This is a genomic window from Roseibium sp. M-1 (genome assembly GCF_054515675.1).
Genome location: NZ_CM137257.1, coordinates 2,041,128 through 2,054,771, shown reverse-complemented (window position 1 = coordinate 2,054,771; position 13,644 = coordinate 2,041,128). Strand labels below are relative to the sequence as shown.

Genomic DNA, 13,644 nt, shown 5'->3' with positions numbered 1-13,644 from the left:
ACCCGGTGCCGAGTGTTCATGTGGCCGTCATTACCGACTGCGAGACGTCCTGCTCGCAGACGGGTTTCCTCAGTTGCAGTGCCTAGGCCATGGCTTTCTGAAGCGTTTCGTGGAACCGGTCGGCAATCTTTGAAAAACCCTTGCTGGTTGCATGGATCTCGTCATTCCAATCGGTCACCTTGGGCAGGGCGCCCCTGCAGTCGACGACCCAGATCCGGGTCTTTTTCGATTGACCCGCCAGGCCGCTCAGCATGACGTAGAGCTCATCGACCAGATATTTGATGATGTTCCGGCGCAGCTTGCCGTCGGTGATTTTTCTGTCATCCAGCGGCTCGCCCAGCCACTCGTTGTTCGCGGCGTATCTCGGATTGCGCTTGTCGTTGTTTCCATGAGGGTAGGGAAACGCGTAGTCGTAACCGTGAATGACAATCGGCAATTGCGTGAAGGAAGGATCGGCCCGGACGTCGGTAATCATCTTTCTGTAGGCCGACCTCAGAAAATCGAGTTTGTCCTTCAGAACGCCGTGATTGATATGCCCCTGCACGTCACCGGCGTCGCCGTTGAAAGGGCGGATGAGTTCATAAAGTGCCGCAACGCCCGTTTGCGGATCTTCGCCGATAATGTCGTTTCCGGCAGCAGAGAACAGAAAAGCCTTCACGTGGTCCCTGACCTCCCGCAAGGCCGTCATGTACTCGCAACCGCCGTTGTTGAGCGGGCCATGCACCATGTTCTGGGCAGTGTCGCCGGCGGCCCCGACGGAGTAGATGCGGTATTTCGGTCCGAGCTGGTCGATTACTTCGTCGATAAGCATCGGAAACTGGAACCAGCTGTCGCCCTCAGACACCAGAACCGGGGTTTTTTCGTCGGAATTCAGCCTGTTCATGAAAACCCGGCGGCGGCGCCAGCGAGCCAGGCCGTTGCCGATGCTCATGGCATTTTCAAGTTCCATCAGGCCGTCGACCAGTTCGACCTTTTCCGGGTCGGGTTCCAGCCTGAAATCGAATCCGCCTTGGCCTTTCACAATCCTGGAGTAACGGCGAATTTCTTCGTCGCTTGAATTGAGGTCGGCGAGAATCTCGTAATACCGTGCCAAAGAAATTTTCGGCATCATCCCCTCCACCTAACATCACAAAAAAATAAGTTGCTATTTATGCGCTTGTTTTTAAACTTTTTTAACTCATTCCCAAAGGGAATGCAACTAACGGCCGTGACGGGCGAGGCCTGTGGCGATCGCACGATGATGCCGGCAGGCCCACAATGCACATGCCCGGCTGTGCGCTCGAAACCGGTTGACGGGTGAGATCAGGCGCAGCTTCAGTCTGTTTTTTAGTTCAGCAGCGTTTCCCCGGTTATCGCCCTCAAAACCTCCCGCGCGACGATCCTGGCAACCGGTGTCAGTACCTGTCCTTTTCGTGTCAGAAAGGAATATGTTTCGACAGAAAGCGGCAGCGCGCTGTCGAGCGCGACGATTGTGCCCGGACGGCCGTCCGGTCCCTGGCTGAAGCTGTCGGCAACGGACTGGGCAACGGCAGCAATCGCGTTGGTGCGTTGCACCGTCGCCAATGTGAACAGGAAGGATGAGGTCGTCAGCACCCGTGAGGGCAGGCCGAGCCCCTTGTCCCTGAGCGCCTGTTCCGCAGTCGTGCGGATCGGTGCGCCGACGGGAGGCAACACCCAGTCGAAGCCAAGCAGGGCGTCCGCTGGTATGGGGGGTGCCACGCGCGTCAGAGGATGATCGGAGCGGGCAACCATCGTGGCGGGCTCGCGCAGGAGCGGGCGCTCTTCGAATAGATCCGGATCCTCGTCGACCGGCACGCGGCTCAGGGAAAAGTCGAGGCGTCCGTCCTCAAGCATAGGTGCCAGATCCAGGCTCGGCCCGACTTCCACGGAAATGGAAATATCGGGATAGCTCAGCCGGATATGACGGATTGCCGGCAGCACATACTCGATGGCCGGACCCGTCACCGAGCCAATGCTGACGTGGCCGCGCTGGCCGGATTTGTGTTCTTCGACATCGCGGCCGGCGTCGGTGAATTCCTGGAGGATGCGCACGCAGCGCTCGGCCAGCTTCTGACCGATTTCCGTCAGCTCGATACCGCGACCGCTGCGCAGATAAATCTCGGCCTCGGCAATGCGTTCGATCTCCGCCATCAGGCGGGAAGCGGCCGGCTGGGTCATCCCGAGGGCGCTGGCGGCGTCGGTGAGGCGGGAGTGGCCTGCAAGCTCGGAGAGCAATCTCAGATGGGACAGTTTCATCCCGCGCCGCAGCAAATCCAGGCTCAAGGCTATCCATTCCTATACATACCAAAATAGGTATGAAAGGATAATGGATAATAATTTGACGGTCATGTTGTTTTTCCGTTCTTTAGCCCCCGGCATCATCCCTTGCATGCCTGAGACTGAATTGGGACCGGCTGGGATCCGGTCCGGGAGGACGATATGAAATTTGTTTCCAAGGCGCTGGTCGCGGTCGCGGCTGCAGCAACCCTCATGTCCGGCGTTGCCCTGTCTGGCGCGGCTCTGGCCCAGGACAAGGGCTCCATCGGCATCGCCATGCCGACCAAATCCTCGGCCCGCTGGATCTCCGACGGCAACTCCATGGTCGAGCAGTTCACAGCGGCCGGCTATGAAGCCGATCTGCAATATGCCGAAGACGACATTCCGAACCAGCTTGCCCAGATCGAGAACATGATCACCAAGGGCGTCGACGTGCTGGTGATTGCCGCCATCGACGGCACCACGCTGTCCAACGCGCTCGAAAACGCATCGGCTGCCGGCATCAAGGTCATCGCTTATGACCGCCTCATCCGCGACAGCGGCGATGTCGACTATTACGCCACCTTCGACAACTTCAAGGTCGGCGTGCAGCAGGCGACTTCGCTGGTCAACGGCCTGAAGGAACGCTTCGGTGATGGCCCCTACAATGTCGAGCTTTTCGGCGGCTCTCCGGACGACAACAACGCCTACTTCTTCTATAACGGCGCCATGTCCGTGCTGCAGCCGCTTATCGACAGCGGTACCGTCGTCATCCAGTCCGGCCAGATGGGCATGGATACGGTCGGAACCCTGCGCTGGGACGGCGCCGTCGCCCAGGCTCGCATGGACAACCTTCTCTCCGCTCACTACACCGACAAGCAGCTGCACGGCGCGCTCAGCCCGTATGATGGCCTCTCGATCGGTATCCTGTCGTCGCTGAAGGGCGTCGGCTATGGCTCAGGCGATCAGAAGATGCCGATCGTGACCGGCCAGGACGCGGAAGTGCCGTCCGTCAAGTCGATCCTTGCCGGCGAGCAGTATTCCACCGTCTTCAAGGACACCCGTGAACTTGCCCGCGTTACCGTCGGCATGGTCGATGCCCTACTGGGTGGCGGTGAACCGGAAATCAACGACACCTCGACCTACGACAACGGCGTCAAGGTTGTTCCGTCCTATCTGCTGGAGCCGGTTTCGGTCGACGCCGGCAACTGGGAAGAGATTCTGATCGGCAGCGGCTACTACACCGCCGACCAGGTTAAATAACAAGATAGCTCCCAAGCTCTACTTACCGCCCATCGGCCCGGTCCTCCCGCGCCCCGTGCAGCCACGGGACGCGGGGCGGCTGTCGGAGCCGGAGGTTGTCCGGTCCGATGGGCGGGCCTTTCCCAGGAATTCGGAGATCGGGGTCGATGGCACTCCTTTCCATGCAGAACATCAGCAAGACCTTTCCCGGCGTGAAGGCGCTGGACCGGGTCAACCTGGATGTCAAAGCTGGCGAAATACACGCCGTCGTCGGCGAGAACGGTGCCGGCAAGTCCACGCTGATGAAGGTCCTGTCCGGTGTCTATCCGCACGGACAGTATGACGGCGAGATCATCTATAACGGTGCACCGGCACGCTTTTCCGGCATTTCGGACAGCGAGAAGCAGGGCATCATCATCATTCACCAGGAACTGGCGCTTGTGCCGCAGCTCTCCATCGCCGAGAACATCTTTCTCGGCAATGAATGCGCCCAGCGCGGCGTGATCGACTGGCGCAAGACCAACAAGCGTACCGAAGAGTTGCTCAGGAAAGTCGGCCTTTCGGAAGCCCCGACCACCAAGGTCGACAATATCGGCGTCGGCAAGCAGCAGCTGGTCGAAATCGCCAAGGCGCTCTCCAAGGACGTCAAGCTGCTGATCCTCGACGAGCCCACCGCAGCCCTGCAGGAAAACGACAGCCGCAAGCTGCTCGACCTGATGCTGGAACTGAAGGCGCAGGGCGTCACCAGCATCATCATCTCGCACAAGCTGAACGAGGTCCGCTATGTGGCCGACAGCGTCACCGTTATACGCGACGGCATGACGGTCTCCAAGCTCGACGCCAAGGCAGGCCTCAGCGAAGACGATATCGTGCGCGACATGGTCGGCCGGGACATGACCCACCGATTTCCCGAGCACAGCCGCAAACCCGGCGACGTGCTGATGGACGTTGCCGACTGGACCGTCTGGCACCCCGAACATGCCGAGCGGCGGGTCATCAAGAACGCCTCCTTCAATGTGCGGGCAGGAGAGGTGGTCGGCATTGCAGGCCTGATGGGGTCCGGGCGGACCGAGCTTGCCATGTCGATCTTCGGCCGCTCCTATGGCCGCAACATTTCCGGCACGGTCAGGCTCAAGGGGCAACCCATCGACGTCAGCACGGTCGACCGGGCGATTTCCGCAGGCATTTCCTATGTCACCGAGGATCGCAAGGCGCTCGGCCTCGTGCTTGACGAGACCATCCGCTTCAACACGACACTGGCCAATCTGGAGGGGGTCTCCTCCGGACCGTTCCTGAAGCGGAACGAGGAAACGAAGGTTGCCGAAAGGTACCGCCAGGCGCTGGCGATCCGCACGCCTTCGGTCTTCCAGAAGACGGTCAACCTCTCCGGCGGCAACCAGCAGAAGGTGGTTCTGGCCAAGTGGCTTTTCACCGCACCGGAAGTCCTGATCCTGGACGAACCGACCCGCGGGATCGATGTCGGCGCGAAATACGAAATCTACACAATCATCAACGACCTCGCCGCCCAAGGCAAAGGCGTGGTCATGATCTCGTCCGAGATGCCGGAACTCCTCGGCATGTGCGACCGGATCTACGTCATGAACGAAGGGGCTCTTGTCGGCGAACTTGCCGCCGGCGATGCGAGCCAGGAGCGCATCATGTCGCTCATCGTCAACGAGTGAAAGAGACGACCATGGAACTGGCTGAAAGCGACACCACTGCGGCACCGGCCGTAAAGACCAAGGGCATTGCTGAGTATCTTTCCTCGCATCTGCGTCAATACGGGCTGCTCTTCGCCCTGATTGCGGTGATGGCGTTCTTCGAAATCGTCACCGACGGCACGCTTTTGCGCGCGGTCAACGTCACCAACCTGCTTTTGCAGAACTCCTACATCATCATCATGGCGCTCGGCATGCTGATCGTCATTGTTTCAGGCAATATCGACCTTTCGGTCGGCTCGGTGATGGGGTTCATCGGCGCGCTTGCAGCCGTGATGATCGTCAACTACGGCATATCGCCCTATCTCACGATGGTCGTTTGCCTAGGTGTCGGCGGCCTGATCGGCGCTGCGCAAGGGTATTGGGTCGCCTATTGGAAGATCCCTTCCTTCATCGTAACGCTTGCGGGCATGCTCGTCTTCCGGGGCCTGTCGCTGTGGCTGCTCGAGGGCCAGTCCGTCGGTCCGTTCCCGAAGGAATTCCAGATAATCGCCACGGGCTTCGTACCGGATCTCTTCCCGGCCGGCATCGGCGAGACGCTTGCAAGCATCCTCGGCGAGCGCAAGGTCAACTTTCTGGCTCTGGCGACCGGCATTGCTGCCGCCGCACTGGTCGTCTGGATCGGATTGCGCCAGCGCGCCCAGAACAAGGCCTATGGCATCGAGGACGAGCCCAAGAGTTTCTTCATTGCCCGCAATGTGATCGTCGCCGCCGCCCTGATCTTCGTCATGTACAAGCTGTCGCTCTTCCGCGGTTTGCCGAATGTGCTCATCACTATGGGCATCCTGACGGTCATCTATGCCTTCATCACCGAAACCACCACCGTCGGCCGCCGCGTCTACGCGCTGGGCGGAAACCAGAAGGCCGCCAAGCTGTCGGGCATCAAGACCGAACGCCTGACCTTCCTGGCCTTCACCAACATGGGTGTGCTGGCCGCGGCAGCCGGCCTCGTCTTTGCGGCGCGCCTCAACACCGCAACGCCCAAGGCGGGCTTCGCGCTGGAACTCGACGTGATCGCAGCCGTCTTCATCGGTGGAGCCTCCATGTCGGGCGGTGTCGGCACCATCATCGGCGCCGTGGTCGGCGCTTTCCTGATGGGTGTCCTCAACAACGGCATGTCGATCATGGGCATCGGTATCGATTACCAGCAGATGATCAAGGGCCTGGTGCTGCTCGCTGCCGTTATCTTCGACGTCTACAACAAGAACAAGCAGGGGTAGGATGATGCTGATTTCCCAGATCCTGGACGAAGGCGGCAATCAGGCCGTCGTCGTCCGCAGCGGCAGCGAAGCTTCGGTCCTCAAGGGCGTTGCCTCCACCTATGACCTTGTGCAGGAGGCGATCGCCAAGGGGCAAAGCCTGACTGAATGCATCCGTGGACATGAACTCGGCGCGGCGGTCGATCTGGAAAAGCTGGCGGCCGAAGGACGGCTTCTTCTGCCGATTACCCACCCGGACGCCGCCCATATGCATCTGACGGGAACAGGGCTGACGCACCTGGGGTCCGCGGCAACGCGCGATGCCATGCATGCAAAGGCCAAGGCCGACGAAGCCAATGTCACCGACAGCATGAAGATGTTCCACATGGGGCTCGAAGGCGGACGCCCGGTGGCAGGCCATGTCGGCGTTCAGCCGGAATGGTTCTACAAGGGCAATGGTGCCTGCGCTGTTGCCCCCGGCGGCGATCTTGCCAGTCCCGGCTTCTGCGACGATGGCGGCGAGGAGCCGGAAGTTGCCGGTGTCTACGTGATTGCGGCAGACGGCGCGCCCTTCCGCGTCGGTTTTGCACTTGCCAACGAGTTCTCCGACCACGTCATGGAGCGGCAGAACTATCTCTATCTTGCCCATTCCAAGCTGCGTCCGGCTTCCTTTGGACCGGAGCTGCTGGTCGGCCCGCTTCCCGAGCGGGTGGAAGGGACCAGCCGCATCTACCGCGATGGTTCGGTGCTTTGGGAAAAGCCGTTCCTGTCGGGCGAAGCCAACATGTCTCATACGCTCGCCAATCTCGAGCATCACCATTTCAAATACGAGGTCTTCCGGCAGCCGGGCGACGTCCATGTGCACATGTTCGGTACGGCGACGCTCTCCTTTGCCGACGGCATCTCCTGCCGCGAGGGCGACGAGGTCGAAATCTCGGCACCCGGCTTCGGCGTTCCGCTGAAAAACCGCCTTGCCTTCCGGCCTTCGGAAGAGGCGGCCGTTCAAGTGAAAGTGCTTTAGATCATGTCTTTCAAACCGGCTAAATGGCCACGGAAATTGCGCTCGACCGAATGGTTCGGCGGCACCAGCCGCGACCACATCTATCATCGCAGCTGGATGAAGAACCAGGGACTGCCGGACGACCTCTTCGACGGCCGCCCGGTCATCGGCATTTGCAACACCTGGTCCCAGCTCACCCCCTGTAATGCGCATCTGCGTGACCTGGCCGAGCGGGTAAAGCACGGCATCTACGAGGCCGGCGGCTTTCCGGTGGAATTTCCGGTGTTCTCTACCGGTGAAAGCACGTTGCGGCCGACCGCGATGATGTTCCGCAACCTCGCCAGCATGGATGTCGAGGAAGCGATCCGGGGCACGCCGCTCGACGGGGTGGTTCTGCTGGTCGGCTGCGACAAGACCACACCGTCGCTGTTGATGGGCGCGGCGTCCGTCGATATCCCGGCGATCATGGTCACGGGTGGACCGATGCTGAACGGCTGGTTCCAGGGCGAGCGTGTCGGTTCCGGCACGCATCTCTGGAAATTCTCCGAGGCCGTCAAGGCGGGCGAGATGACCCAGGAGGAATTTCTGGAAGCAGAAAGCGCCATGAGCCGGTCTCCCGGTTCGTGCAACACCATGGGCACGGCGTCCTCCATGGCTTCCATGGTGGAAGCGCTCGGCATGGCGCTTTCCGGAAATGCCGCGATCCCGGCTGTCGACAGCCGCCGCCGTGTGATGGCGCATTTGTCCGGCCGACGCATCGTGCAGATGGCCAAGGACGACCTGAAACCCTCAGACATCCTGACCAGAGAAGCCTTCGAGAACGCCATCCGCACCAATGGTGCCATTGGCGGCTCGACCAACGCGGTCATTCACCTGCTGGCAATTGCCGGCCGCGTCGGCATCGACCTGACGCTCGATGACTGGGACAAGGCCGGCCGGGACATCCCGACCATCGTCAACCTGATGCCCTCGGGCAAATATCTGATGGAAGAGTTCTTCTATGCCGGTGGCCTGCCGGTGGTGATCAAGCGGCTCGGCGAGGCGGGCATGCTGCACAGGAACGCCATCACCGTTTCCGGCGACACCATGTGGGATCAGGTCAAGGACGTCCGCAACTGGAACGAGGACGTCATCCTGCCGGCGGAAAAGGCGTTGACCCAACAGGGTGGCATTGCGGTGCTGAAGGGCAATCTTGCGCCGAATGGTGCGGTCCTGAAGCCTTCAGCCGCTTCTCCCCACCTGCTGCAACACCGGGGCAGGGCGGTCGTCTTCGAGGATATCGACGACTACAAGGCCAAGATCAACGACGACGCACTCGACATCGATGAGACCTGCGTCATGGTGCTGAAGAACTGCGGCCCGAAGGGCTATCCGGGCATGTCCGAAGTCGGCAACATGGGTCTGCCGCCGAAAGTGCTGAAGAAGGGCATTACCGACATGGTGCGGATCTCCGACGCGCGTATGTCCGGCACCGCCTATGGCACCGTTGTCCTGCATACATCGCCGGAGGCAGCTGCGGGCGGGCCGTTGGCCGTTGTCAAGAACGGCGACATGATCGAACTGGATGTTCCAGGCCGAAGGATCCATCTGGATATTCCGGAAGAGGAACTGGCCGCGCGACTTGCCGCATGGTTGCCGAACCACCATGTTCCGGCAAACGGCTATGCCCGCCTCTTCCATGACCACGTCCAGGGTGCCGATACCGGTGCCGATTTCGATTTTCTCAAAGGTTGCCGTGGCTCTGCCGTGCCGAAGGACTCGCACTGATGGCTGAAAAACTGGCGCTGGTGGGCATCGGCAAGATCGCCCGTGACCAGCATATCCCGGCAATTGCCACCAATCCCGACTGGCAGCTGGAAGCCGCGGTCAGCCGCCATGCGGGTGTCGACGGCATCGATAACTTTTCCGATCTGGATGAGCTTCTGGAAAAGCGGTCCGACATCACCACGATCTCGCTCGCCATTCCGCCACAGCCGCGCTTCGACTATGCGGCCAAGGCGCTGAGAGCGGGCAAGCATGTGATGCTGGAAAAGCCGCCGGGTCAGAGCCTGGCGGAATGCTATGCGCTTGAGGCGCTGGCCAGGGAACATGACGTCACCCTGTTTGCGACCTGGCATTCGCGCTATGCCGACAGCGTTCCCACCCTCAAGGCGTTCCTTGCCGAGAGAACGATCAAACGTCTGAAGATCACCTGGAAGGAAGACGTTCGCCGCTGGCATCCGGGCCAGGAGTGGATCTGGGAACCGGGCGGCATGGGCGTCTTCGATCCCGGCATCAACGCCCTGTCGATCCTGACCGAAATCCTACCCTACCCGGTCCACCTGACCGGGGCGACACTTGAGTTTCCGGAAAACCGGGCGACGCCGATTGCCGCCGATCTTACCTTTGCCGATCCCGCGGGAGCGGACATGAGCGCCGAGTTCGACTGGCGCCAGGAGGGACCGCAAACCTGGGACATCGAGGTGGAAACGGACCGGGGCAGCGCAAAGCTGTCTCTTGGTGGAGAAAAACTGGAAATCGAGGGGAGACCCGTTATAGATGGGTCGAACCACGAATATGCCAATCTCTACGTCCGCATGGCGGATCTGGTGAAGCGGGGCAAGAGCGATGTCGATCTCTCGCCGATGATCCACGTCTGCGACGCCTTCTCTCTGGGCAAGCGCCTGATCACCGATCCGTTCGAATTCTGATCCCTTTTTGAAACCGGAAGGTTGCCATGACTTTCATGCCGCACGGAAAGCAGTTCATTGCCGGGCAATGGGTTGCCGGAGAAACCACGTTCACGTCCGAGCCGGCCCACGGCACCGCGCATTCATTTGCCGTCGGCACCACCAGCCAGGTCGATGCCGCCTGCCGCGCCGCGGAAGAGGCCTTCTGGACCTATGGCTATTCCTCCAGTGCCGACCGCGCCAAGTTCCTGAATGCGATTGCTGACGAGATCGAGGCCAGGGCGGACGCCATCACTGAGATTGGCATGTCCGAGACTGGTTTGCCGGAAGCCCGCCTTCAAGGCGAGCGCGGCCGCACAACCGGCCAGCTGCGCCTCTTCGCTGCCCATATCCTCAAAGGTGACTACCTCGACAAGCGCCACGACGAGGCTTTGCCGGATCGCCAGCCGCTGCCCCGCCCGGATCTGAAGCTGGTGCAGCGCCCGATCGGGCCGGTCGCCGTTTTCGGTGCGTCCAATTTCCCGCTTGCCTTCTCGACCGCAGGCGGTGACACCGCTTCCGCTCTGGCTGCGGGCTGCCCCGTGGTCGTACGTGGCCACCCGGCCCATCCGGGCACGGGTGAGATTGTCGCCGAGGCAATCGCGGCCGCGATCAAGTCCTGCGGCCTGCATCCGGGTGTCTTCTCGTTCCTGCAGGGCAACGGCTTCGAAGTTGGCCAGGCGCTCGTCCAGCATCCGTTGATCAACGCTGTCGGCTTCACCGGTTCGCTGCGCGGCGGGCGCGCGCTGTTCGACCTGTGCGCACAGCGTCCCGTGCCGATCCCGTTCTTCGGCGAACTGGGCTCAGTCAATCCGATGTTCGTGCTCCCCGCGGCCTTGTCCGCGCGCGGCGAGGCGATCGCCAAGGGCTGGGCCGGATCGCTCACCATGGGGGCAGGGCAGTTCTGCACCAACCCGGGGGTGGTTCTCATGCTTGAAGGCCCGGATGCGGATGCCTTTGTTGCCACGGCGACGGAAGCGCTCGGTGCCATCGGCAAGCAGACAATGCTGACAGACGGGATCGCGGCTGCATTCCGGTCCGGGTCAAAACGCGTTGCCGCCCACAGCGGCGTGCGTGAACTGATCGGCACCTCCTGCGAAACCCGCGAAGCCGCTCCCTATTTCTTCGAGACAACGGGTGACAACTGGCTCGCCAATGAAGAATTGGGCGAGGAAGTCTTCGGCCCGCTCGGCATTGTTGTCCGGGTCAAGGACGAAGGCCAGCTCCAGCAGATCGCCAAGGGTCTGGAGGGACAGCTCACCTGCACCCTTCAGATGGATGCCGGTGACATGGTGCTTGCCCAACGTTTGATGCCGGTGCTGGAACGCAAGGCCGGCCGCGTTCTTGCCAACGGCTTCCCGACGGGTGTCGAAGTGGCGGACAGCATGGTTCACGGTGGCCCTTATCCGGCTTCCACCAACTTCGGTGCCACTTCGGTCGGCACGATGGCGATCCGCCGCTTCCTGCGCCCGGTCTGCTATCAGAACCTGCCGGACGAATTGCTGCCTGTGAGCTGACACGTCCGTTGAGCTGAACACTCGGCCTTCCAGCCGGTCAGATCAGCCTTACACCTGAAGAGGCCAACAGGCCGCCAAGTGCGGCCTTGGCCGGGGCGCTGGCGGCCAGTATGTCGACATCGCTGAGGTGGCAAAGCTCGAAGAGCCCCTTCACGCCGATCTTGTCGGAGGTGAGCATCAGGATCGACTTGTCGGCCTGTTGCATGGCGGCCTGCACCCGCTTGATCTCGAAAAGGTCGTTGTCGGCCAGACGCCCGTCACTATCCATGCCCGAAACCGCGATGATGGCGTAGTCGAAGCGGAACTGCTTCATGAAATCATCGTTATGCGGCCCGACGATCGCGCCGTCTTCCTGGCGGACGATGCCGCCGGGAATGGCGACGGTGATGTCGTCCCGGTCGAGAAAATGCGCGGCGATGCGAATGCTGTAGGTGGTGACCCTGAGGTTCTTGCGGGCAAGCAGTGCCTCTGCCGCCGCCTCCGACGTGGTGCCGTGGTCGAGAAACACCGACGCACCGTCCTTGACGAAATTCGCCGCCCGATGGGCAACGGCGGTCTTTTCCCGCGAGGCCGTGCGCAGGCGCTTGGAGTAATCGCCCTTGGCGATCGGCTGGACGAGCGTGATGCCGCCGTGGGTCCGCCGGATATTGGGCAGTTCCTCCAGGGCCTGGAAGTCGCGGCGGATCGTCTGCTCGGACACATCCAGCGTTTTCGCGATCTCCGAAAGGCTGAGATAGCCTTCCTCGGCAACCATGTTCAGCAGAGCATCCCGACGCTGCTGTTTCTTCTTCATTGCGTCTCACACCCGCGATTATCCGCCATTTTCCTGTTAGCCAGTTTGGTCCTTCATTTCAACCGACAGGCTGAAATTCCGGCCAAAATGTAAGGAAAATAAAAAATGTAAGTTTTCCTACTTTTTTTGTAAGAAAATTTCCATAAACTGTCCAGAGCCGGGCGACAGCGGAGAAATGTTCGCCAGGGCCAATTCTGGAGGTGAACATGAAAAAGACAATTCTCGCCGGCGTCCTCGCCGCGCTGGTACCGACGGCTGCATTTGCAGGCGAAATCACCGTTTATACGGCCTATGAGGAAGACGAAGCTGCAGCGTTCCTGGAACTCGCCAAGCAGGCGATGCCGGACGTCACCGTGAACATGCTGCGCCTGTCGACGGGCGATCTCGCTGCCCGCATTATCGCAGAAAAAGGCAACCCACAACATGACGTTATCTGGGGCTTTGCGGCTTCCACCATCGTCAACCCGGAAATCGCCGACACGCTCGAGGCCTATGCTGCCAATGGCGTCGACAAGATCCCGGCCACTTTCCGTGACGGCGACAACAAGTGGTTCGCGGTCACCGGCTACATGGCCGCATTCTGCGTCAACACCGAGCGGGTAGAGAAGCTGGGCCTTGAGGTTCCGAAGTCCTGGGCGGATCTGGTCGATCCGAAATTCAAGGGCGAAGTGGTGATGCCGAATCCGGCCTCGTCCGGCACCGGCTATATTCAGGTGAGCTCGATCCTGCAGATGAAGGGTGAAGACGAGGGCTGGTCATTCCTGGATCAGCTTAACGGCAACATCGCCCAGTATATCAAGTCCGGCTCCAAGCCCTGCAACGCGGCGGCTGCCGGTGAATATGCTGTCGGTGCATCGTTCGACATGCGGGCGATCAAGAACATCGAGGAAGGCTTCCCGATGGTCATGGTCATTCCGGCTGAGGGCGCAGGCAACGAACTGGAAGCCAACGCCCTCGTCGCCTCGTCGAAGAACAAGGACGACGCCAAGCGCTTCCTTGACTGGACGCTGACACCGGAAGCCGTCAACGCCTATTACGACTGGAAGGCCATCGTGACCGTGCCGGGCGGCACCCTGCCGGACCGGTTCAAGAACGCCGGCATGCCGGAGGACACCAACAGCATCCTCTATCCAACCGACTTCCAGGCAGCCGGCAAGGATCGCGACCGCATCATTTCCGAGTGGCAGCGCCGCTACGAGAACTGACCGGCG

11 protein-coding genes are annotated in these 13,644 nt (G+C 60.9%); 8 read left to right on the top strand and 3 right to left on the bottom strand.

Annotated elements, in window-relative coordinates:
- Nucleotides 1-82: 82 nt before the first annotated feature.
- Together ACX3M4_RS09305 and ACX3M4_RS09300 are read right to left on the bottom strand one after the other, a co-directional pair.
- A complete protein-coding gene (locus ACX3M4_RS09305) occupies nucleotides 83-1,108 on the bottom strand; it encodes a hypothetical protein (RefSeq protein ID WP_459358303.1) in 1,026 nt (341 codons plus the stop codon).
- A gap of 218 nt (nucleotides 1,109-1,326) precedes the next feature.
- Nucleotides 1,327-2,283 carry a LysR substrate-binding domain-containing protein gene (locus ACX3M4_RS09300; protein WP_459358302.1) on the bottom strand — a complete coding sequence of 319 codons (957 nt, stop codon included), beginning with the start codon at nucleotides 2,281-2,283 and terminating at the stop codon, nucleotides 1,327-1,329.
- Nucleotides 2,284-2,439: 156 nt separating this feature from the next.
- Between ACX3M4_RS09300 and chvE the strand changes: the two genes are divergently transcribed.
- The 7 genes from chvE to ACX3M4_RS09265 all read left to right on the top strand — a co-directional run bounded on the left by chvE (nucleotide 2,440) and on the right by ACX3M4_RS09265 (nucleotide 11,640).
- A complete protein-coding gene (gene chvE / locus ACX3M4_RS09295; RefSeq protein ID WP_459358301.1) occupies nucleotides 2,440-3,519 on the top strand; it encodes a multiple monosaccharide ABC transporter substrate-binding protein in 1,080 nt (359 codons plus the stop codon).
- A 146-nt stretch (nucleotides 3,520-3,665) separates the two neighbouring features.
- Nucleotides 3,666-5,180 carry a multiple monosaccharide ABC transporter ATP-binding protein gene (gene mmsA / locus ACX3M4_RS09290; RefSeq protein WP_459358300.1) on the top strand — a complete coding sequence of 505 codons (1,515 nt, stop codon included), beginning with the start codon at nucleotides 3,666-3,668 and terminating at the stop codon, nucleotides 5,178-5,180.
- Between the two features lie 11 nt (nucleotides 5,181-5,191).
- Nucleotides 5,192-6,436, top strand: a complete 1,245-nt coding sequence (gene mmsB / locus ACX3M4_RS09285; RefSeq protein WP_459358299.1) for a multiple monosaccharide ABC transporter permease — start codon at nucleotides 5,192-5,194, stop codon at nucleotides 6,434-6,436.
- Nucleotides 6,437-6,440: 4 nt separating this feature from the next.
- Entirely contained in the window at nucleotides 6,441-7,436 is a 996-nt protein-coding gene (gene araD1, locus ACX3M4_RS09280; protein ID WP_459359401.1) for an AraD1 family protein, read from the top strand.
- Between the two features lie 3 nt (nucleotides 7,437-7,439).
- Complete coding sequence (araD, locus tag ACX3M4_RS09275) at nucleotides 7,440-9,182, top strand: L-arabinonate dehydratase (protein WP_459358298.1); 1,743 nt, start codon at nucleotides 7,440-7,442, stop codon at nucleotides 9,180-9,182.
- Entirely contained in the window at nucleotides 9,182-10,105 is a 924-nt protein-coding gene (locus ACX3M4_RS09270) for a Gfo/Idh/MocA family protein (RefSeq protein WP_459358297.1), read from the top strand. Before araD ends, ACX3M4_RS09270 begins: the two co-directional genes overlap by 1 nt.
- Nucleotides 10,106-10,131: 26 nt before the next feature.
- Nucleotides 10,132-11,640, top strand: coding sequence for an aldehyde dehydrogenase (NADP(+)) (locus tag ACX3M4_RS09265; RefSeq protein WP_459358296.1), 1,509 nt, complete (start codon nucleotides 10,132-10,134; stop codon nucleotides 11,638-11,640).
- Nucleotides 11,641-11,677: 37 nt separating this feature from the next.
- Here the strand turns inward: ACX3M4_RS09265 and ACX3M4_RS09260 are convergent, their stop codons facing one another.
- Nucleotides 11,678-12,433 (bottom strand): DeoR/GlpR family DNA-binding transcription regulator, encoded by a 756-nt coding sequence (locus ACX3M4_RS09260; protein ID WP_459358295.1) that lies wholly within the window; start codon nucleotides 12,431-12,433, stop codon nucleotides 11,678-11,680.
- A 206-nt stretch (nucleotides 12,434-12,639) separates the two neighbouring features.
- On the opposite strand from ACX3M4_RS09260, the gene ACX3M4_RS09255 reads away from it, so the two are divergent.
- Entirely contained in the window at nucleotides 12,640-13,638 is a 999-nt protein-coding gene (locus ACX3M4_RS09255) for an ABC transporter substrate-binding protein (protein WP_459358294.1), read from the top strand.
- Nucleotides 13,639-13,644 lie beyond the last annotated feature (6 nt).

What these genes read in the sequence shown, in the direction of transcription:
- ACX3M4_RS09305 (WP_459358303.1), bottom strand. Translation starts at nt 1,108, where the DNA reads ATGCCGAAAATTTCTTTGGCACGGTATTACGAGATTCTCGCCGACCTC.
- chvE (WP_459358301.1), top strand. Translation starts at nt 2,440, where the DNA reads ATGAAATTTGTTTCCAAGGCGCTGGTCGCGGTCGCGGCTGCAGCAACC.
- mmsA (WP_459358300.1), top strand. Translation starts at nt 3,666, where the DNA reads ATGGCACTCCTTTCCATGCAGAACATCAGCAAGACCTTTCCCGGCGTG.
- mmsB (WP_459358299.1), top strand. Translation starts at nt 5,192, where the DNA reads ATGGAACTGGCTGAAAGCGACACCACTGCGGCACCGGCCGTAAAGACC.
- araD1 (WP_459359401.1), top strand. Translation starts at nt 6,441, where the DNA reads ATGCTGATTTCCCAGATCCTGGACGAAGGCGGCAATCAGGCCGTCGTC.
- araD (WP_459358298.1), top strand. Translation starts at nt 7,440, where the DNA reads ATGTCTTTCAAACCGGCTAAATGGCCACGGAAATTGCGCTCGACCGAA.
- ACX3M4_RS09270 (WP_459358297.1), top strand. Translation starts at nt 9,182, where the DNA reads ATGGCTGAAAAACTGGCGCTGGTGGGCATCGGCAAGATCGCCCGTGAC.
- ACX3M4_RS09265 (WP_459358296.1), top strand. Translation starts at nt 10,132, where the DNA reads ATGACTTTCATGCCGCACGGAAAGCAGTTCATTGCCGGGCAATGGGTT.
- ACX3M4_RS09260 (WP_459358295.1), bottom strand. Translation starts at nt 12,433, where the DNA reads ATGAAGAAGAAACAGCAGCGTCGGGATGCTCTGCTGAACATGGTTGCC.
- ACX3M4_RS09255 (WP_459358294.1), top strand. Translation starts at nt 12,640, where the DNA reads ATGAAAAAGACAATTCTCGCCGGCGTCCTCGCCGCGCTGGTACCGACG.